General features: G+C 67.9%; 25 protein-coding genes. 24 read left to right on the top strand and 1 reads right to left on the bottom strand.

From position 1 onward, the window contains the following. The first annotated feature begins 12 nt into the window (after positions 1–12). The 16 genes from ABN273_RS46180 to ABN273_RS46105 all read left to right on the top strand — a co-directional run bounded on the left by ABN273_RS46180 (position 13) and on the right by ABN273_RS46105 (position 14,893). On the top strand, positions 13–1,584 hold the full coding sequence (locus ABN273_RS46180) for a phage portal protein (protein WP_349455943.1): 1,572 nt from the start codon (positions 13–15) through the stop codon (positions 1,582–1,584). Beyond that, positions 1,565–3,763 carry a phage minor capsid protein gene (locus ABN273_RS46175; RefSeq protein ID WP_349455942.1) on the top strand — a complete coding sequence of 733 codons (2,199 nt, stop codon included), beginning with the start codon at positions 1,565–1,567 and terminating at the stop codon, positions 3,761–3,763. Before ABN273_RS46180 ends, ABN273_RS46175 begins: the two co-directional genes overlap by 20 nt. A 427-nt stretch (positions 3,764–4,190) precedes the next feature. Further along, complete coding sequence (locus tag ABN273_RS46170; protein ID WP_349455941.1) at positions 4,191–4,946, top strand: hypothetical protein; 756 nt, start codon at positions 4,191–4,193, stop codon at positions 4,944–4,946. A gap of 6 nt (positions 4,947–4,952) precedes the next feature. Continuing rightward, a complete protein-coding gene (locus tag ABN273_RS46165; protein WP_349455940.1) occupies positions 4,953–5,891 on the top strand; it encodes a major capsid protein in 939 nt (312 codons plus the stop codon). Positions 5,892–5,977: 86 nt separating this feature from the next. Beyond that, the gene (locus tag ABN273_RS46160) at positions 5,978–6,355 is read left to right on the top strand and encodes a hypothetical protein (RefSeq protein ID WP_349455939.1); all 378 of its coding nucleotides are present in this window, start codon (positions 5,978–5,980) and stop codon (positions 6,353–6,355) included. 10 nt (positions 6,356–6,365) lie between these two features. Then, on the top strand, positions 6,366–6,659 hold the full coding sequence (locus ABN273_RS46155) for a hypothetical protein (RefSeq protein WP_349455938.1): 294 nt from the start codon (positions 6,366–6,368) through the stop codon (positions 6,657–6,659). Beyond that, a complete protein-coding gene (locus ABN273_RS46150; protein ID WP_349455937.1) occupies positions 6,652–7,002 on the top strand; it encodes a hypothetical protein in 351 nt (116 codons plus the stop codon). Before ABN273_RS46155 ends, ABN273_RS46150 begins: the two co-directional genes overlap by 8 nt. Before the next feature lie 2 nt (positions 7,003–7,004). Next, positions 7,005–7,385, top strand: coding sequence for a hypothetical protein (locus ABN273_RS46145; RefSeq protein ID WP_349455936.1), 381 nt, complete (start codon positions 7,005–7,007; stop codon positions 7,383–7,385). Positions 7,386–7,402: 17 nt separating this feature from the next. Next, a complete protein-coding gene (locus tag ABN273_RS46140) occupies positions 7,403–7,696 on the top strand; it encodes a hypothetical protein (protein WP_349455935.1) in 294 nt (97 codons plus the stop codon). Further along, positions 7,693–8,055 (top strand): hypothetical protein, encoded by a 363-nt coding sequence (locus tag ABN273_RS46135; protein ID WP_349455934.1) that lies wholly within the window; start codon positions 7,693–7,695, stop codon positions 8,053–8,055. Before ABN273_RS46140 ends, ABN273_RS46135 begins: the two co-directional genes overlap by 4 nt. After that, positions 8,055–8,507, top strand: coding sequence for a minor capsid protein (locus ABN273_RS46130; protein WP_349455970.1), 453 nt, complete (start codon positions 8,055–8,057; stop codon positions 8,505–8,507). The genes ABN273_RS46135 and ABN273_RS46130 overlap by 1 nt, the downstream gene beginning before the upstream one ends. A 69-nt stretch (positions 8,508–8,576) precedes the next feature. Then, positions 8,577–9,047 (top strand): phage tail tube protein, encoded by a 471-nt coding sequence (locus ABN273_RS46125; protein WP_349455933.1) that lies wholly within the window; start codon positions 8,577–8,579, stop codon positions 9,045–9,047. Between the two features lies 1 nt (position 9,048). Beyond that, complete coding sequence (locus ABN273_RS46120; RefSeq protein WP_349455932.1) at positions 9,049–9,528, top strand: DUF7426 family protein; 480 nt, start codon at positions 9,049–9,051, stop codon at positions 9,526–9,528. Between the two features lie 314 nt (positions 9,529–9,842). Next, positions 9,843–11,783 (top strand): phage tail protein, encoded by a 1,941-nt coding sequence (locus ABN273_RS46115; RefSeq protein ID WP_349455931.1) that lies wholly within the window; start codon positions 9,843–9,845, stop codon positions 11,781–11,783. 39 nt (positions 11,784–11,822) lie between these two features. Beyond that, complete coding sequence (locus ABN273_RS46110) at positions 11,823–14,021, top strand: phage tail protein (protein ID WP_349455930.1); 2,199 nt, start codon at positions 11,823–11,825, stop codon at positions 14,019–14,021. Positions 14,022–14,116: 95 nt separating this feature from the next. Next, positions 14,117–14,893, top strand: a complete 777-nt coding sequence (locus ABN273_RS46105) for a hypothetical protein (protein ID WP_349455929.1) — start codon at positions 14,117–14,119, stop codon at positions 14,891–14,893. A 166-nt stretch (positions 14,894–15,059) separates the two neighbouring features. Here ABN273_RS46105 and ABN273_RS46100 read toward each other — a convergent pair whose 3' ends face one another. Beyond that, positions 15,060–15,377, bottom strand: coding sequence for a DUF6355 family natural product biosynthesis protein (locus ABN273_RS46100; protein ID WP_349455928.1), 318 nt, complete (start codon positions 15,375–15,377; stop codon positions 15,060–15,062). Between the two features lie 279 nt (positions 15,378–15,656). On the opposite strand from ABN273_RS46100, the gene ABN273_RS46095 reads away from it, so the two are divergent. From ABN273_RS46095 to ABN273_RS46060, 8 genes are all read left to right on the top strand, one after another. Further along, positions 15,657–18,386: a fibronectin type III domain-containing protein gene (locus tag ABN273_RS46095; protein WP_349455927.1), complete on the top strand. Its 2,730-nt coding sequence runs from the start codon at positions 15,657–15,659 to the stop codon at positions 18,384–18,386. Between the two features lie 9 nt (positions 18,387–18,395). Then, positions 18,396–18,899 carry a hypothetical protein gene (locus ABN273_RS46090; RefSeq protein ID WP_349455926.1) on the top strand — a complete coding sequence of 168 codons (504 nt, stop codon included), beginning with the start codon at positions 18,396–18,398 and terminating at the stop codon, positions 18,897–18,899. Next, positions 18,896–21,736, top strand: coding sequence for a fibronectin type III domain-containing protein (locus tag ABN273_RS46085; protein ID WP_349455925.1), 2,841 nt, complete (start codon positions 18,896–18,898; stop codon positions 21,734–21,736). Before ABN273_RS46090 ends, ABN273_RS46085 begins: the two co-directional genes overlap by 4 nt. Then, on the top strand, positions 21,733–22,377 hold the full coding sequence (locus tag ABN273_RS46080; protein WP_349455924.1) for a hypothetical protein: 645 nt from the start codon (positions 21,733–21,735) through the stop codon (positions 22,375–22,377). The genes ABN273_RS46085 and ABN273_RS46080 overlap by 4 nt, the downstream gene beginning before the upstream one ends. Continuing rightward, positions 22,377–22,682, top strand: a complete 306-nt coding sequence (locus ABN273_RS46075) for a hypothetical protein (RefSeq protein ID WP_349455923.1) — start codon at positions 22,377–22,379, stop codon at positions 22,680–22,682. Before ABN273_RS46080 ends, ABN273_RS46075 begins: the two co-directional genes overlap by 1 nt. A gap of 33 nt (positions 22,683–22,715) precedes the next feature. Beyond that, positions 22,716–23,528 (top strand): peptidoglycan recognition protein family protein, encoded by an 813-nt coding sequence (locus tag ABN273_RS46070; RefSeq protein ID WP_349455922.1) that lies wholly within the window; start codon positions 22,716–22,718, stop codon positions 23,526–23,528. 39 nt (positions 23,529–23,567) lie between these two features. Continuing rightward, positions 23,568–23,798: a hypothetical protein gene (locus ABN273_RS46065; protein ID WP_349455921.1), complete on the top strand. Its 231-nt coding sequence runs from the start codon at positions 23,568–23,570 to the stop codon at positions 23,796–23,798. A 71-nt stretch (positions 23,799–23,869) separates the two neighbouring features. Then, positions 23,870–24,127: a hypothetical protein gene (locus ABN273_RS46060; RefSeq protein WP_349455920.1), complete on the top strand. Its 258-nt coding sequence runs from the start codon at positions 23,870–23,872 to the stop codon at positions 24,125–24,127. Positions 24,128–24,231: the final 104 nt, after the last annotated feature.

Here is a 24,231-nt window from a genome sequence, read left to right as displayed (position 1 = left end):
AGAGGTGGTGTGATGCCGCTCCCAACCGAAGACCAGGAGTGGCCGCCCCCGCACATGCGTGCTGAGATGCGCCTGTACCGGCAGCATGGGGCCTGGTACAGCGGTGATCCTGATCGGCTCGCCGAGGTGTACGGCAACGGGGCGGTCACGCCTGGCTTGGGCCTCGACCTGAAGGGCTGGGACAGGCCGCTGCAGTTCGCTGGCGGCGCTGTCGGCCGCGTCGCCCGCTGGTTCTGGGGCAGCGCGATCCCGGCCGGACAGTCGAGGTCGACGAAGCTGCACGTCCCGCTGGCGGCGGACATCGCGGCCAAGAGCGCGGATCTGCTGTTCTCGGAGCCGCCGACGCTGCGCGCGGCGGGGAAGAAGACGCAGAAGCGGCTCGACCAGATCGTGAACGAAGGCAGCGTCTACGCCGGGCTGCTGGAGGCCGGCGAACTGGACAGCGCCTACGGCGGCGTCTACCTGCGCGTGGGTTGGGACACCGAGATGGCTGACTATCCGGTGGTCGACTCGGTCCCGGCCGACACTGCGGTGCCGGAGTTCCACTCGGGCAGGCTGTCGGCGGTGACGTTCTGGCGGGTCGTGGGTGAGGACCAGAAGGTGGTCTGGCGGCACCTGGAACGGCACGAGCGGGGCCGTGTCTACCACGGGCTCTATCAGGGCGACGATGCACGGCTGGGCCACCCGGTGCCGCTGGAGGAGCACCCCGCGACCGCCGGGTTCGCGCAGATGGTCGACGCGGACGGGGGGTTCGATTCCGGCTATCAAAAGGGCTTGCTCGTTTACTACGTGCCGAACATGCGCCCGCACCGGACGCTGCGCGGGACGGCGCTGGGCCGCTCCGACTACGCCGGGGTTGAGCCGCTGATGGACGCTTTGGACGAGACCTGGACGTCCTGGATGCGGGACCTGCGGCTCGGCAAGGCGCGGATCATCGTGCCCGAGGTGTACCTGCAGAACACCGGCCGCGGCAAGGGCTCGTACTGGGACCCGGACCGGGAGATTTACAGCGGGCTCGGGATGCTGCCGCCGGCGAACGGCGGCGGCAACATGATCACCGTCAGCCAGTTCGATATCCGCGTGGCCGAGCACCAGCAGACCGCGAAAAGCCTGGTCGCGCAGATCCTTCGCGGCGCCGGATACTCGGTGCAATCCTTCGGCGAGGCCGGGGAAGGCGTGGAGGCGACCGCGACGGAGATTCACTCCCGTGAGCGGCAGTCCCTCACCACTCGGGGCCGGAAGGTCGGCTACTGGACGCCCGCCCTGGCCTGGCTGGGCGACTGCCTGCTGCACGTGGACCACTACATCTACAAGTCGAAGGTCACGGCCGAGCGCCCTCAGATCGAGTGGCCTGATGGCGTGTTCCTGGAGACCGAGGCCGTGGCCCGCACCGTTGAGCTGCTGAACAGGGCGCAGGCCGCGTCCATCGACACCCGGATCCGCATGGTGCACCCGGACTGGGACGACGACCAGGTGAGCGCGGAGATGAAGCGGCTACGGGACGAGATGGGCCTGAACGTCCGGGACCCCGAGACGTTCAATGACCAGATCCTCCCTGGCCAGGATGACGACCTCGATGGCTGACCTGATGGAGGAGGTGGGCCAGCGTATCGCGCTCGCCGCCGCGATCTCCTACAGGTATGCCGAGGCTGAGGAGCACCTGTTCGAGGTCATCGCCAAGGCGCTGGCCAAGGGCAGGGACGCGCCGCAGCAGGCGAGCGCCCGGCTCGCCGAGATCCAGGCGCTTGGCTTGCAGGCCGAGAAGATCCTCAAGGACTTGGAAGCGCTCGCAGCGCAGGCAATCGAGGACGGTGTCACGAAGGCGTGGCAGGACGGCTTCGTGCGGGCCAGCGAGGAACTGGAGCAGCTGGGTGAGGACCAGGGCATCAGCCCCGGCAAGGGCCTCGCCGAGCTGCTGAAGGATGCGCTGGAGCTGCTGCCTCCCCTCACCACGGGGGCGTTGCGGCAGGTCAACGACATCTACCGGCAGGTGATCGCAGAGACGACGCCGCTGGCGTTGACCGGCGCGATGACGCGCGAGCAGGCGACGACCCGGGCGCTGCAGAAGTTCGCCGCCAAGGGCATCACATTCTTCGACGGCAAGAACCGCAACTGGTCCATCTCCAGCTACGCGGAGATGGCAGCCCGAACGGCGATGGCGCGGGCGGCGAACGAGGGGCACCTGGCGACGCTGCGGGAGAACGGCCGTGACCTGGTAATGGTGTCGCGGGCGCCGTACACGTGCCCGCTGTGCGACCCGTGGGAAGGCAAGGTGCTCACCCAGTCGGGCGCGGCCGGCGACCGGCAGGAGAAGAACGTCCTGACCGGCGAGCCCATGACCGTGCACGTCGCGGGCACCGTCGCCCAGGCGCGGGCGGCGGGCCTGCAACATCCGAACTGCAAGCACACATTCGGCGTGTACCTGCCGGGGATGACGAAGCCGCCGCCGAAAGTGGAAGCAAAGGGGACGTACGAGGACACGCAGCAACAGCGGTACCTCGAACGGCAGATCCGAGGGTGGAAGCGGCGCGCGGCGGCGGCCCCGGCGGGCAGCCCGGAGAAGAAGGTCGCGGAGCAGCACGCCAAGGCGTACCAAGCGCAGATGAAGGAGCACCTGGACAAGACGGGGCTGCTGCGGCAGAGGTCTCGTGAGCGGGTCCGCCCCGATGAGACGACGCCGCCGGACCTTCATCCGTCCCTGAGACCTCCAAAGCCGGACAGGACTCCCTCGCGAGATCCGCAGCCGGCCAGGGCGAGGCAGGCCGAGGACCCGCCTCGTCCGGTGGTGTCCCATCGGGCGCGCACAGCGATCGACGACGCCAAGGCCGCGCTGCCGTCGAACCATGCGGCGTGGATTGCTGATCGCAAGGGCCGCGGCAACCAGGGCTACATCACGGACCCCAGCGGGCAGCGCCGCCCGTCAAGGAAGTACGAGGAGCACCTTGATACGGTCCTGGCGGCCGGTCGCGCGTTACTCGATGACGTGCGTGATGCCTTCGACCGGGACCCTCAACTGCGGCGTCTCCGGGAGCGCGAGCAGAAAGCGACCGGGTATCAGCGCACGCAGGAGCATCAGGCCGTGGCGCGACGGGAAAAGCAGATAATCCAAGATCTGCTGGCGGATCTGCGTCCGATGGGTGGAAAGATCAACGCGGAAAAGGCCCGGCCAAGCAGCGTCATCTCGTCGTCTCGGGTCTACAAAGCGCCCGACGACTGGGACAAGCTACTCGCCGAGGCGGCGCAGCACTTCCCTGCCGACTGGCACGACCGGGTAGATCGAGATGCCCCGGCACCGCTCCGGGTGGTCGGCTCCGAACGGGCGTACTTCGACTACATCGACGACGTGATGGCTTTGCCGACCAAGCCGCGTCGATACGACGGCGCTTTCGCGGACCAGAGCCGCGAAACCACTGTGCACGAGATGGGTCACCGCATGGAGAGGTACATTTCAGGGCTTCGAGAACTGGAATACACGTTCGTGCGTCGGCGTGCCACGAATCGTGCTGGCGTGCTTGAGCGGCAGCGCGACATGCACGACATCTACAAGTACTACTCGCCCGGCAGGGAGTACACCTACGAAGACCAGTGGGCGAACGCCTACGCAGGCAAGGCGTACGTACCTGAGGGTCATCCCGATCCGGCCAGCGGGTACAGCGAGGTGTTCCAGGTCGGCCTGCAGGATTTGTACGGCCGTAGCAATATCCGGTTTGATCACACGGATGAGCTGCAGGCGTTCACCTTCGGGATCTTGGCGGTGCTATGAGCTGGCGTGTTGAGTCACGGATCGTGCCCGACCGGTGGGTTGACCACGATGGCGAGACCTGGACCGCGGACAGGGAAACCGCGGGCGTTATGCAGGACCTCGTTCGGAACCCTCAGCCGCTCACGCCGACCGGGCCGTGGTATCAGCCCAAGGGAGACACGGATCCCATCGCTGTCTTCCTGTGTGCGTTGGCGCTGGTGCCCGCCCCCGTAGTCTCGGGTGATCCGCCGCCTGTGCCTTCAGTCGACCCAGGCGATAACCCGAACATCGTCCACTAGATCACATTGGCAGGCCCGCCCGGCGCGGGCCCGTCTCTTCCAGGGCGCACCCCATCAGGTGCGCCTTTTTCATGCCCGCCCGCAGGCCGGGCGGCGTGCGACAGCCCGCAGGTCGGGCGGCACATCACCGATTCGCAAGGAGTCAGCTCATGGCAGACGAGCAGATCGAGGTCGCCTCCACCGCCGATCAGGCCGGCCAGGACACCCCTGCGTCGGAAGCGGTGAACGACACCGCCCCGGAGCAGGCCCCGGCCGTCGAGGAGGACAAGGCCAAGCCGGACGCGAGAAAGATCAACGACCTTCCCGCGTGGGCGCAGGCCGAACTGCGGCGGGCACGCAACGACGCAGTGAAGTACCGCCAGCAGCTCCAGGAGAAGGAGACCGAGCAGCAGGACGGGCCGTCCCCTGAAGAGGTCGCGGCGGCGGCGAAGGCTGAGCTGGCCCAGCAGATCGGTAAGGCCCTCGGTCTCGTCGCCGAGGAGGAGAAGCCGGTCGATCCGAAGGAGATGATCGACCGCCTCACCAGCGAGCGGGACAGCACGGCGAAGGAGCGCGATAGCGAACGGGAGCTGCACCGCCGGGCGCTCGTCGAGCTGGGCGTGCACCGCACCGCGCTTAAGCAGGGCGCGGACGGCGACGCGCTGCTCGACAGCCGGAGCTTCCTGCGCAGCATCAAGGACCTCGACCCGAACGCCGACGACTTCGGCACCGCTCTGGGCGAGCGGATTCAGCAGGCAGTCGAGGACAACCCGAAGTTCAAGGCGGCCTCGCTGAGCGGGCCGCCCGCAAGGAGCGGAGGGGAGTTCACCGGTGGGCCCGGTGGCCGATCCAGCGATCCCGAACAGATGACCACCGACGACTTCCGTGCGCAACGGCGCCGCCAGAAGTCCAACCCCAAGGAGTAGGCCCACATGGCTAACACGTTTCTGACCCCGTCCGTGATCGCCCGCGCTGCGCTGGCCACCCTCTATGAAACGACGGTGATGGCGCAGCTCGTCCACCGTGACTATGAGGAAGAGTTCGCGGCGCGCATCGGCGACACCGTGAACGTCCGCAAGCCGGCGGTTTTCCAGGCCAACGAGTACGTCCGCGCGAACGGTATCCAGATCCAGAACGCGCAGGAAACCAGCATCCCGGTCCGCCTGAACCACTTCGCGGACGTCAGCTTCGCCGTCACCACGGAAGAGCTCACGTTGAAGATCGAGGACTTCGGCGTGCAGCTCCTCGGCCCTGCGATGGAAGCCATCGCGCAGAAGATCGACAGGGACATCTTGGCGCTGCGTGACGACGTCCTGCAGGAGGTCGGCGTCGCGAACGTGCAGCACCCGGCGAACCCGGTCGGCAAGAACGTCTACGCGTACGGCAACCCGCGCGTAGCGATCGACGCGCGCAGGGTGTTGAACCAGCGCAACGTGCCCAGCGCTGACCGTTACCTGGTGTGCGGCCCGGAGACTGAGGCGCTGTGGCTCGGCGACGACCTGTTCAACAGGGCCGACGCCAGGGGAGACACGGACGGTCTGCGTGAGGCGTCCCTTGGCAGAAGGATCTTCGGCTACGACCCTTACCAGACCCAGAACATCAAGGTCCCCGCGCAGACCACCGGCAACAGCAAGTCCGAGGTCGGCGTGGCTTTCCACCGGACGGCGTTCGCTCTCGTGACCCGCCCTCTCGTGCTCCCGCAGGGCGCCGCCAACGCCGCTGTCGCAAGCTATAAGGGTTTCGGCTTGAGGGTGGTCATGGATTACGACATCGACAAGAAGCAAGACGTGGTGTCGATCGACTGCCTGTACGGAACCAAGACCCTCGACGAGAACCGCGCCGTCCTGATCAAGGATGCCGACGTCGTCTAACGCAAGCACTTTAGATTGCAACTTCTCTCGGGCCCGCCCGCACCACGGGCGGGCCTTCCATCTCCCAGCCTCAGGAGGGGGCAGCGATGGGCCACAAGGTCAACAGCGTGGACGGCAAGGCAGGCGACGTCGACCTGTCCGCCGTCCGCACCTTCACCAAGGAGTACCGCGTCCCCGCGGGCAAGGCCGGCACCTACATGGTGACCAGGTTCCCGGTCGCGTGCACGGCCATCGCCGTGCGCGCCTACCGGGCAGGCGGGACGGGCGGCACCGTGAACGCGCAGCGCAACGGCGGCAACCTGCTCGCGGAGAACCTGGCCACCGACACCGACTCGTGGACGGGCTGGACGCATCTGCAGAACGCCACGTTCGCCGCTGGCGACACCCTGTCGGTGGTCACCGCCGCTCCGGCCGGTAGCCCGGCCGAGGTGATCGTGCAGGTCGACTTCCGAGTGAACCCGTAGGGCGGCGCGCGTGTACGTGTATCGCAATAGCAACAACGGCGGCATCTATGAGACGCCGCAGCGGTCGGCCCGGCTGGAGGCTTTGCCGAACTGGCTGCTGATCGACGCCCCGGACGAGCCGGTGACGGAGGCTGCGCCGGATACCGTCGCCACGGCCCGGCCGTCGCGCCCGCTCGACACCGACAACAGGGCCGCATGGATTGAGTACGCGATCTCCAGGGGCATGGCCGAGAAGGACGCTCGCGCCCTCAGCAAAGCCTCTCTGGTGAAGGAGTTCGGCCAGGAGGAGGACGACGATGCCTAGAACCGACCTGCCAGTCACGAAGATCAACCGCGGCGGTCACAACCTGGCGGCTGCGCTGCCCACGCCTGCGGCTGCGGACGGGCACGCGTTCGTCAACAACGGCAGGCGCATGATCCGCGTGAAGAACACCAACGCCGCCCCTCGGACGGTCACGGTGCAGATCCCCGGCGAGGTTGAGGGGCAGCCGCTCCCCGACGTGCCGTACACCATCCCCGCGAACACGGGCGACGTGCTGATCCCGGCGCTGCCCGCGATCTACAACCAGGTGGACGGCAAGGTTTACCTGGACTACTCGGACCCGGCCGGGGTGACGGTCCAGGTCCTCGAACTGCCTGCGGGGTAGCCATGCCGACCTACGCCACGGCGCAGGACTACACCGACTACACCGGGCAGTCGGGCCCGGCCGACATCAACCGGCGGCTCGCGCGGGCGTCGGAGCGGGTCGACGAACTCCTGTCCAACGCGATCTACGAGACCGACAAGCAGGGCATCGCCCTGGACCCGGTGCTCAGGGACGCCATCACCCGGGCGACCTGCGCGCAGGCTGCGTGGACGTTGGCGGTGGGCGACGAGTTCGGCACCGCGTCCGCTTTCAAGGACGTGTCGATGGGGTCCGTCCGCCTCGCGCGGGTGGACACCGCGACCGGCGAGGCGCCCCGATATGCACAGGATGCCGTGTCGATCCTGCTGCAGGCCGGATTCCTGATTGCGGTGATGACCTGGTGACCGCCATCCCGGACTTCATGTTCCGACACACGGCGATCGTTGAGCCGCTGGTCGGAGAAGGCGCGTACGGGCCGGTGTACGGCCCCCCGGTGACGGAGTCGTGCCTGGCCGACGACAAGCGGCAGCTCGTCCGCGACGCCAACGGCTTGGAGATCGTGTCCGACACGACGGTGTACTTCAAGCCCGGCGTCGTGTGCCCGCCCGGCAGCCGGGTCACAGTCAACGGCCGGTCGACCACAGCCATCACGTCTCTCGTCCGCGACGGAGGCGGCCTGCCCACACCCGATCACGTGGAGGTGGCGCTGAAGTGAAAGACGGCATCGACGTCAAGCTGAACATGCACCTCAACCCGGCGGCCTTCAACGAGGAGACCAAGACGGTGGCCGCCCGGGTGCTCAAGGACGCAGCGCTGCACGTCCTGCAAGTGTCGAACATGCGGGTGCCGCTGCAGGAGGGTCACCTGCAGAACTCAGGTGACACGGCGGTCGACCACAACGACATGCGGGCCTCCATCAGCTACAGCCAGCCGTACGCGGTGGCTCAGCACGAAAACCTCGACTGGAAGCACGCACCCGGCCGTGAAGCGAAGTACCTGGAGACGGCGCTCGAAGAGGAAGCCGCCGCCGTGAAGGCGATGATCGCCCAGCAGCTCAAGGAGCTGTTCAAGTGATGCCGCCGCAGGGGTGGACACGGCTGCTGCTCGCGGGTCTCGGCCAGCTGCTGGAGGACGCTGGCGCGGGGGACTGGAACCCGGACGGCATCTACACCGCCAACCAGACCGCCATCACGCTCGGCGGCCTGCCGACCTCGCCGGACCTGGCCATTTCCCTCGCGACGTACGGCCTCGGCCAGGCCGGCGACGACGTCGAGCAGACCGACTCCTCGGTGTTGGTGCAGTTCCGGATGCGGGGCGGCCCTGACCCGCGCGTGGCCGACGACCTGGCCGACGCCGTGTTCAACGCGGTGCACGGCCTGAGTAACCGCCGACTTTCCACCGGCGTGTTCGTGCTGCTGGCTCAACGGCGCATCATCGCCCCGCACACGCGGGACGGCTCGGGCCGGGTGGAGCGGGCCGACAGCTACGAGCTGCTATGCGTCCGGCCTTCCACCTACCGGGACTGACCCTCCCCTTTTTCATCTGCCGCTAGCAATTGCGCTGGCGGCTTCGGCATGCGCTCACAAGGAGATGAGATGACGCTGCGCAGCCTGCTCGCTAAGGACTGGACCGTCGAGATCAACACCGGCACCACCGCCACGCCGACCTGGACGCCCGTCCGGGGTCTGACGGAGTTCGCCGAGGAGATCGACACGGAGACGGAGGACGACAGCGACTTCGACGGCGACGGCTGGGCTTCCCAGGTCGTCACCCAGCGCGGTTGGACCCTGACCCTCAACGGCAACCGTAAGCGGGACGCCGACGCCGTGGCGTTTGTCCCTGACCCGGGGCAGGAGTTCCTGCGCAAGGCCGGTCACGTCGTTGGCCCTGGCGCGAACGTGCATTGCCGCTGGTACAGGCGCGATGGCAGCCCCGACGCGTATGAGGGTCGCGCTGCGGTCGACTACAAGGGCGCCGGCGGCGAGACGACGGACCTGGAGCCGTTCGAGGTCGAGCTGCTGGGCCAGGGCAAGCCGCTGGAGATCGAGAACCCGGTGGCGGCGTAACGTGGCGAAGCTCAAGGCCCTCGACGAGTTCTTCGACGACACGCTCACGCTGCCGGTCGGCGGCACGGAGTACACCGTCCCAGCGCCGGACGCGGAAACCGGCCTGCTGTGCCAGAGGCTCATGCAGGCCGGTGTCGCCGCCGCGAACGGCCAGGAAACCGACCTGACGGACCTGGCCGAACTGGACGACGACCAGGAGACCGACCTCTACAGGCGATGCCTCGGCCCGGTCTATGACCAGCTGCTCGCCGACAAGGTCACCTGGCCGCGGATCAAGCACTGCGGCGTCACCGCGTTCCTGTGGATCGCGGTCGACGTCGACGCCGCGATGAAGTACTGGGACGCCGGTGGCAACCCGGAAGCCCTGGCCCCGAACCGGGCCGCCTCCGAGGCGGCGGCGAGTACGACCCGGTCACGGGGCTCTACGAGTGGTACGAACCGGCCCCGGCAGGCCCAGCGCTCACGTGGCAAGACGTCCTGAGCCACTGGGACCTCATCGAGGCTGATCTTCACAGCCACTACGGGATCGACCTCGACGAGCCCGGCCTGCTGACGGGCCGCACCTGGCGGTGGCTCCGCACCCGGATTCTCGGTCTGCTGACGGCTGATTCCCGGCTCGCTCGCCAGCTCGCCCCTCCTCCTGACAAGACGGCCAGCCGTACGCGTGGCCGCGCTCACGACTGACCAGCGACACCGATGCAAGCACTACTGCTCGCATCGGACAGACCCCAGGGGAGGTGAACCGTGGCTCTGTCGATCGGTGACCTGTACGCGACCCTGTCCCTGCGCGACAAGATGTCGGGCCCGCTGGCCAAGGCCGAAGCGGGGATCAAGGTTCACGCCTCCGGCATCGAGGCCGCCCTGATCGCCGCTGGCATGGCGGCCACGCGCATGTCGAACTCCGTCGTCAAGTCGGGGCAATCCCTCGCCTCAGCTGGCGCGAAAAGCAGTGCGCTGCTGGCCGGGGTGGGCGCGGCCGGCGTCGCGGTGGGCGGCGGCCTTGCGGCGGTGTTCGCAGGCGCGACGCTCGCCATCGCCAAGATCGGCATCACCGCGGCCGCCGCCGCGCCAGCCGTGAAGGCGGCCTTCGCCGACCTGGGCGCCTCGGTCAAGGGGCAGCTCGCCGACGTCGCGAGCGTGTTCCAGGGGCCGCTGATCGCGGCTGCTGGCCAGCTCAAGGGCATGTTCGGGTCGCAGATCGCCCCGGCACTGACCAGCATGTTCGGGCAGATCGCCCCGCTGATCGGCCAGTTCACGGCCGGTCTGGGGCAGATGCTCACGCCGCTGCTGCCCGCCATCCAGGGGATCGTGGGCGCGGCCGCTCCGCTGCTGTCCCAGCTTGCCGGGAGCCTCGGCCAGTTCGGGTCGCAGCTGGCCGGATTCCTCGCGCCGGTGTCGGCCGCCCTGTCGCAGAACTCCGGGCTGCTGGCGACCCTGGTCACGGGGATCGGTGGTGTCCTGCAAGCGCTCGGTCCACTGCTGGCCGCCTTCGTGCAGCTCGCCGGATCCGTTGGCGGGCCGCTGATGGCCGGGCTTCAACTGATCGCGTCCACTCTGGCCGCGCAGCTTGCTCCTGTCCTGGTGCAGCTCGGGCCGCTGATCGCCCAGCTGCTCACGGGCTTCGCCGGGATCGTGGCCGCTCTGATTCCGCTGCTGCCGCCGATTCTGCAACTCGCGGGCACCCTGGCTTCGGCCTTCATGCCAGTGCTGACGCAAGTCGCTCAAACGATCACAGCGGCGTTGCAGCCGGTGCTCGTCCAGCTGACCCCTGTGATCGGGCAGATCGCGACAGCCTTCGGGCAGCTGATCACGGCTGTGCTGCCGCTGCTGCCGCCCATCGCGGAGCTGGTCGGCACGCTGGCTTCGCAGCTTCTACCTGCGATTACACCGATCATTCCGCTGGTCGGGCAGGTCGCAGCGGCCCTGGGTGGCGCACTGCTTTCCGCCTTCTCAGCGATCCTGCCCGCCATCACGCCGCTCCTACCGGTGGTTGCCCAGCTGGCTCAGGCGCTGCTACCGCCGCTGGTTCAGCTGATCAACGCCCTGTCGCCCATCCTGACGCTGCTGGCGACGATCTTCGCCAAGGTGGTCGGGGCCGTGACGCCGTTCCTGCCGCCCTTGATCCAGCTCAGCACGTCGATCCTCCCGTTGGTGATCAGCGTTGTGACCGCCCTGGCCAAGCTGTTGACCGGCGATTTCAAGGGCGCGTTCGAGACGATCAAGCAAGGCGTTCTCACCTTCGCAACCACGATCAAGAGCTCCTTCGAGAAGTTGATGACCCTTGGCCGGGACCTGGTCAACGGCATCAAGGACGGCTTCATCAACGCGTGGAACGCCTTCGTCAACACGATCAAGAACCTCGCCAAGGGCGCGGTCGACCTGGTGAAGGGCATCTTCGGCATCTCCAGCCCATCGAAGGTGTTCGCGGAGATCGGCGCCCAGAACGTTCAGGGCTTGATCAACGGCATGGCGAGCAAGCAGAAGCACCTGCAGAGCATGGCCACCAGGATGTCCAGCACTCTGGTCCGCTCGGCACACCCCCAGCAGCTGATCTCCGCCTCCCAGATCGCCTCGCTGCCCCCGGCGCCCACCGACGCGCCGGCGAACTCCGGCGGCGGCGGTGACGGCCGCCAGATCCACATGGTGATCAACAACCACTATCCGCAGGCCGAACCGACCAGCAAGTCGATGAACCGCGGCTTGCAGTACGCCGCAGCGGTCGGCCTTCTCTCCTGACCTCCCCATCGCCAACGAACGCTCCCGGGAGGTGAGATCGTGGCGCTCAACGTCGGCGACTTGTTCGCCACGATCTCGCTGAGGGACAACCTCACCCCCGGCCTGGGCCGGGCAGTCGTCGCGCTGCGCACCATGGCGGGCCGGTTCGACAAAGGGGCAGCCCAGGTAGCGAAAACTGGCGCCGCGATCTCTCTCACTGCGTCGCTGGCCAGCGCGGCACTCGCGTCGCTCGGGGTGGCCGCGTCCGCGGTCGCTGTGGGCGTCGCCGCTTCCTTCGTCGGCCTGGTCGGCGGGATCGCCGCGATCGGCATCGCTGCAGCTGCGACCGCTGACGGCGTCCAAGGGGCGTTCGCCAGCATGGCGAGCACCGTCACGGCGCAGCTGAAGGCCGCAGCGGCCACGTTCGAGGAGCCGCTGAAGCAGCTGGCCGGCAACCTGCAAACGATCTTCACGCAGGTGATCGCCCCACAGCTGGCGGCCATGTTCCAGCAGATCTCACCGCTGATCGCCCAGCTCACCACGGCGCTGGTGCAGGTGCTGGTGCCGATCCTCCCGGCGGTGCGGCAGATCATCGCGGCCATCGTCCCCATGCTGTCGCAGCTGGCCGGGGCCATGGGCGTCTTCGCCAACCAGGTCGCACAGTTCCTCGCTCCGATCACAGCGGTGCTCGCGGCGAACTCCGGCCTGCTCGCCCAGTTCGTCGTCGGCGTCGGCGCGATTCTGCAGATCCTCGGACCGTTCATCGCCGGGCTGGTGCAGGTCGGGGCGCAACTCCTGGGCCCGGTCCTGGGCGCCCTGCAACTGATCGTGCAGGTTCTTGCCGGGGCGCTGCTGTCCGCGGTCGTGCAGGTCACACCGGCCGTCTCCCTGCTGCTGGTGAGCGTCGGCCAGCTGGTCGCCGCCGTGGCGCCGCTTCTGCCGCCGCTGCTGCAGCTCGTCGCGGTGTTCGCCACGGCGTTGATGCCGGTGATCGTGCAGGCCGTTGCGGTCATCTCCGGCGCGCTGGTGCCGGTGCTGGTACGGCTTCAGCCGGTCGTCGGCCAGATCGCGACGGCGTTCGGTCAGCTCTTGCTTGCCGTGGTGCCGCTGGTTGGCCCGCTGGCGGATCTGGTGGCGCAGCTCGCGTCGGCGCTTCTCCCCGCGCTGGCTCCTCTTCTGCCGCTGGTCGGGCAGGTCGCGGCAATCCTCGGCGGCGTCCTGGTGCAGGCCCTTGGCGTGGTTGTCGGGGCGATCACGCCGATTCTGCCGCTGCTGTCGCAGGCCGTGGTGCTGTTCGGCGTGCAGCTCATGCAAGCGCTGCTCGACCTGACGCCCACGCTGCTGCAGCTCGTCCAGACGTTCTCCACGCTGCTGCGCGCTGTGGCGCCGATTCTGCCGCTGATGGTGCAGCTCAGCACGTCAACCCTGCCGCAAGCGGTAGAGCTCGCAGCGGCGCTGGCTCCAGTGTTGATGCAGCTCGCGACGGGCTTCATCCAGATCTTCCAGGCTGTGCTGCCGCTTCTGCCGTCGCTGGTGCAGTTGTCGAGCGCGGTGCTGCCGCAGGTCGTCGGCCTGGTCGCGCTGCTCGCGCAGGGCTTGACGACACTGCTGGGTCCGGCGTTCCAGTTCATCTCGACCGTCGTGGCAACGATGGTACAGAGCGTCGTACAGCTGTTCGGCTGGCTGTACGACGTCCTGATCGGCCACTCGATCATCCCGGACCTGGTGACCGGGATCGGCCGGTGGATCGGCGGCACGCTGGTCAGCTTCTTCGCTGACCTGCCGGGCCAGATCGTGCGCGCGGTCGGAGACATCGGCGCGGTGATGAGCGGCATCGGCCAGGCCGTCATGACCGGCGTGTGGTCCGGCATCGTCAGCATGTACGACTGGCTGAAGAACGCCATCTACGGCTTCTTCTCCAGCATCATGCCGGACTGGGTGCGGCAGGCGCTCGGCATCTCTAGCCCATCGAAGGTGTTCGCGCAGATCGGCGGGTTCACGATGCTCGGCATGGCGCAGGGCATGCAGGCGTCGGCCGGTGAGGTGCTGCGCACGGCCCGCAGCATCGCCGGACAGCTCACCGCGGCGTTCGCCCCTGACCTGTCCGCGTCGGTCAACCCGGGCGCGGCCGCGGTTGGCGGGCCTGGCCGCAGCGGGGGAGTGGTCATCAACTTGACCTCGATCAACCCGCAGGCTGAGCCGTCATCGCAGACGATCAACCGCGGCCTGCAGATGGCCAGCGCTATGGGGGTGGTGTGATGTCCGCGACGTACATCCTGGACGGTGTTCCCCTTGACCATCCAGCGGGGTGTTGGCGGCTGAAGAAGGGCACTAAAAGGCGGCCGTTGCCGGGGGTGCGGACTGTCAACCTGTCCGTCCCGGGCCGGTCGGGTGACCTGCCGGTTCTGGGTCTGGACCATGAGGCGACGACGTTCGGGCTCGCGTTCACCGTCTACCCGTACGCGCCGTCCGGCGCGGACGGCGGGGCCGAGCAGATGGAAACGAACCTCGAAGCGTTGGGCGCGTTGCTCGGCACGCGGCACCGGCTCATGATGCTCAAGTGGGCGACAGGGTCGATCATCCGCGTGGCCGGAGTGACCGTGGAGGCGACCTCGGAACCGGAGTACTTCGCGGGCGCGGCGATGGCACGGCTGACCGCCGTGGTGAAGGTGCCCGGGGTGTACTGGCGGGACGAGGTCGACTCGACGTGGACGGGGACACTGCCGGGCGCGGGCCAGATCGTCACTCCGCTGGCGGGCAGCACTGGCCCGATCGTCGACTCCGTGCTGCGGGTCACAGGCCCAGCCGTCCAGCCGTCCCTGCGCGACGTGGCGACCGGCGGGACAGTGTCATACGCGGGCACGGTGCAGGCCGGCCAGCATCTGCTGGTCGATTGTGGAGGGCTGAGGGCGGCGATCGTCACGACGGACACGTGGTCCCTGACCGGCGGCACGGACGTGACCGGCACCATCAACGCGACCGGCCCCGGTTCGGCGTTCCGCTGGCTCCACCTGATCTCGGCCATGGCGCTGGGTGACCCGCACTCGCGGGCCGTCCTGGTCGACGCCACGGCGTCGGGCACGTCGGGCGAGTCAGCTCTCAAGATTCGGGCTCGCCGCTCCTACCTATAGGACCTCTGCTCGTAAGAGTCTGCGCAAAAGGCGAGATTGCGAGCGTTATCCCAGATCTCTCGGGCCGGGTATCGCCGCAATCAAAATCCGCCCCGATGCAGCCGGCTTCTCCCTTCCCGGTGTCGCGGCTGCCGGGCGAGCCGCCCAGCAGCCGCGAGGGCTTGCGTCACCCGGCCGAGCACAGTCTGCCGACGTAATAGGCATAATGGGCGAAGGCGTCGAGCTTCGTCAGACCCGGCTTGACGCACATGTCGTAATCGCCGGTATACGACTCCACTCTGATGATGACGTCGGTCCGCGGGGGCGCATCGCAGTGCCCGTACCAGTTTCCGTTCGCGTCTCTGTAGTAGCCGCAGCGGAACTGGGCGGTTGTTTCTGGATCGGCGGTCGTCGAGGCTGAGGCCGGAGTCCCGGCTAACGCGACGGTGGCGGCCGCTAAGGCTACGATCGCCGACTTCGCTAAGGCGGGCGTTGTGAAGCTCATGATTTCCTCCTGAGATGCCCAGCTTGTACAGGTACTTAACAAGTATCGAGATGGTGGACGCGAGAAACAGGGCAGTAGGCGGACATTTGCCGGTAATTAGACGCTCCGCCGAGCGGAAAGCTTCTCTGTCTGACCACAACTCCAGGGGGCCGCGAGGAGCCTGTTGACCGAGGCCCAGCATGGCCGGTGGATTTGCGCCTTGGAAAAGTACTGTCCCAGAGACGGCTCATTGGTCTTATCGAGCGACGCATGCCTATGGCACCGTCGGAGGGGGGACCAGTGTTCGACGTACGTCTCATCGCCTATGCCCCCAACGGCGACAAGCTGGGCCTGCTGCCGCACCCGCTCGCGTTCCAGACGGGGCACCCGCTGAACGACATGCCCGCGATGACGCTGCGGTACAGCCGTCATGCCATCGGCGCTGATCTGCTCGCCTCGCCCTGCGAGGTGGCCATCGAATGGTCAGAAGACGGGCAGATCTGGGCCGAACCCCCGGACTCGCGGTTCCTGCGGATCAAGCGCGGAACGGCCGCCACCGACAAGGCCGGAGTCGAGACGTTCGAGCTGCCCGGCTATGGCTGGCAGCTCCGCAAGGTCGTGCTCTTCCCAGGGCCCGCGCCGCTGGTCGACGGCAAGAGGGCGTTCCTCAGCGCGACGCCGGGGACAATCCTGCAGACGTTCCTCGCCGAGGCGCAGGCACGCGGCGCGCTGCCGAAGCTCGACTGGACGTTCGACACGGAGAAGGACAGCAACAACCAGCCGTGGGCGAAGATCCTGACCATCTACTACCAGCCGGGACTGGACGCGCTCACGACGCTGATCAACCTCGCTGAGCAGTCCGTCATCGACTTCCGCATGGAAGGCCGCACGCTCCACGTCTACAACGCCGACAGCGTGCTGGCCCGCGACCGGACGGCCTCGCCACGCGTGGACCTACGGCTAGGCCGTGACGTGATCGACGCCCCCGACACAGGCACGTTGGAAGACGCCGCGTCCGCCGTGCTCGTCGTCGGCGACGACGGTTTCCGCAAGTCGTACAGCTCTGGCGTGGCCCTGCCGTGGGGCCGGTGGGAGAACTACATCGGCCAGGGCGGAGTGAGCGACGAAGGGACCGCATTCCTTCTCGCCGAGTCGTCACTGCTGCGCGCCGCCCGCGAGCGGGTGCAGCACACCCGGGAGATCACGCCGCACGGGGCGCGATGGCTGCCCTGGCGGGATTACCAGCCCGGAGACAAAATCATCGCGCCCGCGAGCGGCGGCACCCTGGCCCCCCTGCGGGTCCGGCAGATCACCCTCACCAAGGACGCCAACGGCACGGTGGGCGGAAACGTCGTGCTCAATGACCGTTTCCTTGAGCAGTCGATCAGGCTCGCCCGCCGCACGGCCGGCATCGTCGGCGGCTCCACCGCGTCCGGCGGGTCCGGCGCGCAGCCCGCGCCACCGTCACCACGTGGCCGCACCGCCGCGAAACCTGCGGGCCTGATCGTGAACCCGATCACCTACGTGGACGCGACCGGTCACGCGCAGGGCCAAGTCACCGCCACGTGGGGGCCGGTGACTGCGGACGTGAACGGCGAGGCAATCGACATCGACTCGTATGAGCTGTTCATGCGGGACAACATCGTCGGCGCTCCGTGGTTCCTCGTCGCAACCACGGAGCCGGGCACCACCAAGGCGACCTACAGCCCGCTGATCGTGGGCAAGGAGTACGCCTTCAAGGTCCGGGCCACATCGCAGGGCGTCAAAGGCCGATTCTCCGACGAGTACGCCGTGCTCATCGAGGTCGACGACACTCCGCCGCCGGTGCCGACCGCTCCTGTCGTGTCCGCCCGGCTGGGCGTGATCCACGTCGGATGGGACGGGCTCGGCATCGGCTCGGCACCGATGCCGGCCGACTTCCACCGGACGCGGGTGTGGATGCAAGACCCGCTCAACCCCGGCGCAGCCGAAGTCGGCTACCTGCAGGCGGCCGGGTCGATCGTGATCACCGGCCAGCCGTACGGCGAGCTGCGGGAGTTCTGGCTGACCGCCGTGGATCACGCTGGGAACGAGTCGGCCCCGTCCGGGAGCGCGGTCATCGCCGCGGTGCCGCTCGTGGAAGGGGACGCCGCCAACGAGTCGATCACGGCGGGTGCCATCGCGGCCAACGCGGTCACCGCCGACAAGATCGCGGCGGGGGCGATACAGGCTGGGCACATCGGGGCCAACCAGGTCACGGCCGACAAACTGGCAGCGGTCCTGGCCCTTGTCACGCGGATTGTCGCCGGGGACCCGAACGCGGCGAGGGTGGAGCTCAATGCGGCAGGGCTGGCCGCGTTCAACGCAGGCGGCGCGCAGACGGTTTCGATCTCGTCGACGGGCACCGTCAGCATCGTCGGACAGCTCGCGACGGGGCTGACGGGCAACCGGCTGGTGATCAACCCGTCTGGGGCGACGCAGCCGGAGATCCGGTTCCTGCCGGGCACTGGGACAAACCCCGCGCGGCTGTACGTGGATGGGTCGATGTATGCCGGTGAGGCGACCATCGTCACCACGTCGGGCGTCGACGGGACGGGCACCGCGCAGTGCCAGGTGGTCCACGCGGCCACCGACTACCGGGTCCACATCGTCAACCCGACCAGCGGGCTCGCTGGCGGTGGTTACATGTTCCTCAAGCCGAACGAGCTCGAGGTCGGCTACAACGACGCCAGCGCGAATCTGAACCGCTTCAAGTTCTCCGCCGCGTCGACCCAGTTCGCCGGGAAGTGGTCGTTCACAGGCGGCGAAGCCGGGCTGCTCATGCGGTCGGTGTCGCTGTCGGGCGGCTCGTCGTACGCGGTGAACTGGACGTTCACGATGGTGACGGTGCCGCGCGTGGTGTTCACGGCGGACAACCCCATCCCGGACCGGCTGGCCTTCCACATGCGGAACCCGACGACCACCAGCTTCTCGCTCCGTAGCAGCGAAAGCAGCCTGGCCACGCCAACGCAATTCACGGTGCAGCTCAACATGTGGGCCTGGCGGATGTGAGGGGGAGCGATGGCCGTTGAGCAGTGGCGGATCACTGAGGTCCGCGAGGTGAGTAATCCCGGCGAGGACGCATGGCTGATCACGTACGAGCCGGTCGGCGGCGACCCGAGCACGGCGTTCGTCAGCTACGTGCCGAAGGAAGCCGTCGAGGTCCGGGCCGCCGAGTACGGCCTGTCCACCGTCGATGAGGCCCTGGATGTGATCCTGCACGCGCCGCTGCTCGCGCCCGCGCACGCGGCCGGGGAACTGGACATGCCAGCCCCGGCGCTGGTCGACGTCGAGACGGCCCGCGCGCAGGTGACGGAGCAGCTGGCCACGTGCAAGGCGAAGTACGGCGTCGTCACCACGGCGACGGCCCCCGCTGGCGACGCGGCCAAGGCCGCCGCGGACCCGCTGCAGGTCATCCGAGATCAGACCCGGATCGACCCCGTCAGGAGCGCCACGATCCGCATGGAGATGGACCGATACCGGCTCGCCCACGAGGCCGAGTCGGAGAATGGAGGCGGCCGGTGAGTGTGATCCTGCCCGCTGATCTGCCCGGATACGGGCTGCGGCTGGTGGCGTATGTGCCCAACGAGGACAAGAAGCTGGGGCTGCTGCCGTTTCCACTGTCGTTCGAGGCCGCGGCCCCGCTGAACGATGTGTCGTCGTTGCGGCTGGACTACTCGTCGCACGCGCCTGGCGCCGACCTGCTCGCGCAGCCGTGCGAGATCGCGCTGGAGTATCTGGCGGGTGGGGACTGGGTCGAGCCGCCGGGCGGCCGGTTCCTGCGGATCAAGCGCGGTTCCGACGTGACCGACCAGGCCGGGAAGCGGAGCTACACCTGCCCCGGCTACGCGTGGGCCTTCAAGAAGGCGGTGCTGTACCCGACCGCCGGGATGGTCGACGGGAAGCGGCAGTTCAACGCCGTCCCGGTGGGCGCGGTGCTGCGGACCCTCATCGATGAGGCGAAGGCTCGGGGCGCCCTGGAAGGCATGACCGCCGAGTTTAGCTCCAGCACCGACAGCAACCACCAGGCGTGGGCAACCAAGCTGACCATCGCGCTGGATCCGGGTGTGGACTTGCTGACGCTGCTGCTCAACTTGAGTGATCAGGGAGTGATCGACTGGCGGATGCGCGGCCGCGCCCTGGAGGTGTTCAACGAAGGCACCGTGATGGCGTGTGACCGGTCGGCCGGCCCGGCGCTGGTCGACCTGCGGCTCGGCCGCGACGTCGACCAGGCCCCAGATGACGCGACCCTGGAGGATCTATCTACTGCAATCCTTATCGCTGGCGAGAACGGGTTCACGCACGAGATCGCCAACGATCCCTCCGCGTCGCCGTGGGGCCGCTGGGAGACCTACCAGCAGCAGGGCGGGGTGAGCGACGCGGGGACGGCCGCCGCGCTTGGACAGGCCGCTCTGAGCCGCGCGTCGGGGGAGCGGGTGCAGATCACCCGAGCGGTGGTGTTCGACGAGGCGCGGTGGCTGCCGTGGGCCAACTACGCGCCGGGGGACAAGGTGCTCGCGCCGGGCGACGGCGGGCGAATGGAGCCGCTGCGGATCAGGCAGGTCACGCTGTCCCGGGCTGGCGACGGCAAGCTGTCCGGGAACCTCGTGCTCAACGATCGGTTCCTGGAAGACGACATCAAACTTGCCCGCAAAAGCGCTGGCATCCTCGCGGGCGGCGTGTCGTCGGGCGGCTCCGGCACGACGCCGGCCCCGGACTCCAGTGGCCGTGTCCCGGCTCCGCCGCCGGGCCTGATTGTGGAACCGGACGCATATCTGGACACGACCGGGTACGCGCAGGGCATCGCCGTGGTGACATGGGGTCCGGTAACGGCGGACGTCAACGGGGTCGCGCTCGACGTCGACGGCTACGAGGTATACGCCCGCCCCAACGCCGGGAGCGGGCTGTGGTATCTGGTGGCGCAGACCGCGTCCGGCGACGTGTCGGCGAGTGTGTCCCCGCTAAACGTGGACTCGGAGTATGCGTTCAAGGTGCGCGCCGTCGGCAACGACGGCACGAAGGGCGTGTTCAGCGCCCCGGTCGCCGTACTCGTGCCGAACGACCCGTGGCCTCCTCCGGTGCCGTCCGCGCCGACACTGACGACCCGACTCGGCGTGATTCACGTTGCGTGGGACGGCCTGGGTGCTGGCGGCGTGGTGATGCCCATCGACTTCGAGCGGGTCCGCGTGTGGATGCAGGACCCGCTCGCGCCGGGCGCGGCCGAGGTCGGGTATCTGACGGCGGCTGGTGTCGTGGTGATCCCGGATCAGCCGTATGGCAAGCCACGCGCGGTGTGGTTGACCGCGGTCGACCGCAGCGGGAACGAGTCAGCGGCCACTTCGCCCAAGGTGATCGCCACTGCGCCGCTGGTGGACGCGGACCTGATCGGCCAGGTGATCGACGGTGCCGAGCACATCATCGACGGGACAATCCCCGGCGACGCGAAGATCACCGCCGACTCGATCACAGGTCGCCTGATCCGAGCGCTGGCGATCGAGGCAGACAAGATCGCTGCGAACGCGATCACGGCGGACAAGGTTGCCGCAGGCGCGATCCAGGCGAGCCATGTCGCCGCGAACGCGATCGAGGCGGACAAGGTCGCTGCGAACGCGATTACGGCTGACAAGATTTCTGCGAACGCGATCACGGCGGCGAAGATCGCCGCGGATGCCATCAATGGCAAGACCATCACTGGTGGCACCATCACGGGCGCTTACCTGCGGACCGCCTCCTCAGGGCAGCGCATCGAGGTCGCCCCGCCTGGTGCGAGCCTGCCGGAGATCCGGTTCACCTCCTCCAGCGGCGGCCAAGCCTCCATCACCGCAGGCGGGTCGTTCGGCACGGGCATCGAAATCGTCGGGTCGGCCGACTCTTTCGGGCGACGTTTCACGCTGGTGCAGTCGGCGTCCCTGTTCGAGGTGAAGTACCGCTACAGCGGCTCCTCCCAGGCCAACGGCGGGTTCATGGAACTGCGCGACTCCGGGACGAAGGTCGGCTGGTACGGCTCGGGCATCGAGGACGAGAACTACTTCGAGTTCTCCGATTACGGGTACGGGCCGCGCACCACCCATATTGGCCGCTGGAACCATCTCTCCGCCGGCCCGCGCTGGGGGATTCTCACTGGCCGCCTCACCGTCGGGGACGGCTACGGCGGCATGCGGATCAACTACCCGACGACGCTGATGACCGTGCCGAACCCCGTCGCCGGGGTGAAGCACGCCGTCGATTCTGTACCGAATTTCCGTTGGTGCCTGTCGAACAACACCTTCAGCTCCTTCGACGTGGACTGGCAGGTCGATCCGGACGCCACCAACCGAACCAACTACGGCAAAGAGGTGTTCTTTTGGATCTTCCGGACATGACCGCTCTGCCCGAGGCTGCCGTCGCGGACCAGGTTGCCGAGTGGGTCATCACCGAGGTGCGGCTGTGCCAGGCCGAAGAGGGCACCACCTACTGGGCGCTGGACCTGCTCCGCCCCGACGGGGTGAAGATCCTCCAGGTGATGCCCACAGAGCTGTTGGAGTCGCTGTCGGCCGAGTACGACATCCCCCCTGACGATGTTGACCAGCTGCTCGACATCGCACTTCACCAGCCATTCCTGCCCGTCCCACGTCGGGATCGGCAACTGGCCGTCTCCAGCGCACTGGGCGTGGCATCCCCCACAGCCGTAGCCGCCGCTGAACAGGCCGAGTCAGAGCCGGTCACGTTGTGGAACGCGCCCACCATCGACGACGCCCGCCGGTCACTGCTGGCACGGATCGAGGAGCTGAAGCAGAAGGTCCGGGTTCTGCCCTTCGGGCAATCCTCGGCAGCAGCCAAGACCAGGGCCCTCAACCGAGCGGGCCTGGCGGGCGCCGAGGCTGCCGCCATCGTAGAGGCACCAACGGATCCGCTGGACCTGATCCGCTCAACGGCCGTGTTCGACAAGCATGCTCTCGCCCGTAAGCGTGCCGAGGTTGCCGCCGCCCGCCGCGAGTACGCCACCGCGACCGGGGCGAGCTGATGGTGGATGAAACTCCGAACCTCGCGTTGGCACTGGCCGAGCTGCGCGGCGCGGTCGATCTCGGGTTCGAGCGCACCAACAGCTCCACCGCGCTCATCCTCCAGCGGCTCAAGCAGGTCGACGACCGGCACGCCGAGCTGGCCAAGTACGTCGAACAGCTCCAAACCAGACTGGCCGAGGTCGAGAAGACCGCCGTGACGACCACGCAGCTCTCCGACCGGACCCGGCAAATCATCGCCATCGTCAGCGTCCTGGTGACGCTCGCGGGCGCGGTGATCGCGCTGATCCAGCTCACCCGCAGCTGACCAGCCAGGAGACCGACAAGAAGGGCGGTACACGTGAGTATCAAGCTCATCAGCCGCCGCTCGTGGGGGGCGAAGACCCCCACGGCGGCCTACACCAGAATCCCCGGCACAGAGGGCGTGAAGGTCCATTACACGGGCGGGCACGTCGATCCGAAGATCGTCGCTGATCACGAGATTTGCGGCAAGCTGGTCAAGGAGATCCAGGCCCAGCACATGGCGGGGGCGCGCGAACAGCCGTACATCGATCTGGGCTACACGTTGGTGTGTTGTCCGCATCGGCGGGTGTTCGTTGGCCGCGGCCCGTACCACCTGCCGGCCGCCAACGGGCCCGGCCTCAACACGGCGCACTACGCGGTGCTCGCCCTGATCGGTTCGTCAGGCTTCACGAAGCCGAACGACCTGCTGCTGCATGGCATCCGGGACGCGATCGAGTACCTGCGCGATAAGGGCAACGCGGGCAACGAGATCAAGGGGCATCGGGACGGCTACGCCACCTCCTGCCCTGGCGGCCCGCTGTACGCCTGGGTGAAAAAGGGCGCTCCGCGTCCGCCGTCCGCCGATCCCACGCCGGTCGAGCATGTCCAGCCCACCCCGAAGACCACGGAGGCCCTGGTGAAGAACCTGCCCATCCTCAAAGTCGGCGACGAGCACCGGCACGTGAAGACCATGCGCGGCCTGCTGTTCGCGCGCGGCTACGAGCCGACGAACCTGCACAACATGACCTACGACCCGCATGACACCGACCTGATCGAGAAGGTCAAGCAGTTCAAGGCGGCGAAGAAGATCCCGACCGGCTCGGACCCGCTGGTCTGGGACGCCGCCTGCTGGGAGGCCGCGCTTACCTGACGACAGCAATATGGCTGTCATATCTCTTGAGGAGATTTCATGAACGTCGCAGGACGCCACCCCGCCACAGTTGCCATCGCCCGCTACTTCGAGTACGACCACCTGCCGCCGTATCTACAGGCGGTGGCCAAACCGGCTGCAGATACGGCCCAGTCGATGATCGACGCGCTGCCAGACGGGACGGAGCTGACGGTGGGGCTCCGCAAGCTCCTGGAGGCCAAGGACTGCTTTGTCCGGGCCGCGCTTCCAATTCGTAAGTCCCTGGCTTAACGCTAGCTCTACCGCTGGCGTCTACCGATTCGTCCCGCCGTGGTGGCGGGCCTGTCCCTGAGGAGGGGCACATGCATGCTGACCCGGAGCCCACGTACTCCCGCCCGGTCGAGACCAAGGTCAAGGCCATGACCCTGGCCGCCTACCTGTCCGGTGTCGCTGGTATGGCGGTCCTACAGGCGGTCGCCGCCGATCCGTCGATGATCGCGTTCCTGCCCGACTGGGTAGAGGCGATCACTCTGCCGCTGCTCCCGACCGCGCTAGCGGCCGTAGTCGGCTGGAAGGCCCGGCACACCCCGCGGCCGGACCTCCCGAACGACCAGCGGTAGCAACCGCACACGAGCGCCCCGCTCCTCCCATGCGCCATGCGGAGGAGCGGGGCGCTTTTGCGTTGCGGAACCCGCATCAGGTGAAGGCGAGCGCGCAGGAGGCG

It is taken from the genome of Nonomuraea sp. B19D2 (genome assembly GCF_040137845.1).
In the GTDB taxonomy this organism is placed as follows: domain Bacteria; phylum Actinomycetota; class Actinomycetes; order Streptosporangiales; family Streptosporangiaceae; genus Nonomuraea.
The sequence above is the reverse complement of the archived record's forward strand: the minus strand, read 5'-3'. Positions and strand labels throughout refer to the sequence as shown.

Excerpts from the sequence above, each read along its gene's own strand:
- ABN273_RS46180 (WP_349455943.1), top strand. The coding sequence starts at position 13 with ATGCCGCTCCCAACCGAAGACCAGGAGTGGCCGCCCCCGCACATGCGT.
- ABN273_RS46175 (WP_349455942.1), top strand. The coding sequence starts at position 1,565 with ATGACGACCTCGATGGCTGACCTGATGGAGGAGGTGGGCCAGCGTATC.
- ABN273_RS46170 (WP_349455941.1), top strand. The coding sequence starts at position 4,191 with ATGGCAGACGAGCAGATCGAGGTCGCCTCCACCGCCGATCAGGCCGGC.
- ABN273_RS46165 (WP_349455940.1), top strand. The coding sequence starts at position 4,953 with ATGGCTAACACGTTTCTGACCCCGTCCGTGATCGCCCGCGCTGCGCTG.
- ABN273_RS46160 (WP_349455939.1), top strand. The coding sequence starts at position 5,978 with ATGGGCCACAAGGTCAACAGCGTGGACGGCAAGGCAGGCGACGTCGAC.
- ABN273_RS46150 (WP_349455937.1), top strand. The coding sequence starts at position 6,652 with ATGCCTAGAACCGACCTGCCAGTCACGAAGATCAACCGCGGCGGTCAC.
- ABN273_RS46145 (WP_349455936.1), top strand. The coding sequence starts at position 7,005 with ATGCCGACCTACGCCACGGCGCAGGACTACACCGACTACACCGGGCAG.
- ABN273_RS46140 (WP_349455935.1), top strand. The coding sequence starts at position 7,403 with ATGTTCCGACACACGGCGATCGTTGAGCCGCTGGTCGGAGAAGGCGCG.
- ABN273_RS46130 (WP_349455970.1), top strand. The coding sequence starts at position 8,055 with ATGCCGCCGCAGGGGTGGACACGGCTGCTGCTCGCGGGTCTCGGCCAG.
- ABN273_RS46125 (WP_349455933.1), top strand. The coding sequence starts at position 8,577 with ATGACGCTGCGCAGCCTGCTCGCTAAGGACTGGACCGTCGAGATCAAC.
- ABN273_RS46115 (WP_349455931.1), top strand. The coding sequence starts at position 9,843 with ATGTCGGGCCCGCTGGCCAAGGCCGAAGCGGGGATCAAGGTTCACGCC.
- ABN273_RS46100 (WP_349455928.1), bottom strand. The coding sequence starts at position 15,377 with ATGAGCTTCACAACGCCCGCCTTAGCGAAGTCGGCGATCGTAGCCTTA.
- ABN273_RS46090 (WP_349455926.1), top strand. The coding sequence starts at position 18,396 with ATGGCCGTTGAGCAGTGGCGGATCACTGAGGTCCGCGAGGTGAGTAAT.
- ABN273_RS46080 (WP_349455924.1), top strand. The coding sequence starts at position 21,733 with ATGACCGCTCTGCCCGAGGCTGCCGTCGCGGACCAGGTTGCCGAGTGG.
- ABN273_RS46075 (WP_349455923.1), top strand. The coding sequence starts at position 22,377 with ATGGTGGATGAAACTCCGAACCTCGCGTTGGCACTGGCCGAGCTGCGC.
- ABN273_RS46065 (WP_349455921.1), top strand. The coding sequence starts at position 23,568 with ATGAACGTCGCAGGACGCCACCCCGCCACAGTTGCCATCGCCCGCTAC.
- ABN273_RS46060 (WP_349455920.1), top strand. The coding sequence starts at position 23,870 with ATGCATGCTGACCCGGAGCCCACGTACTCCCGCCCGGTCGAGACCAAG.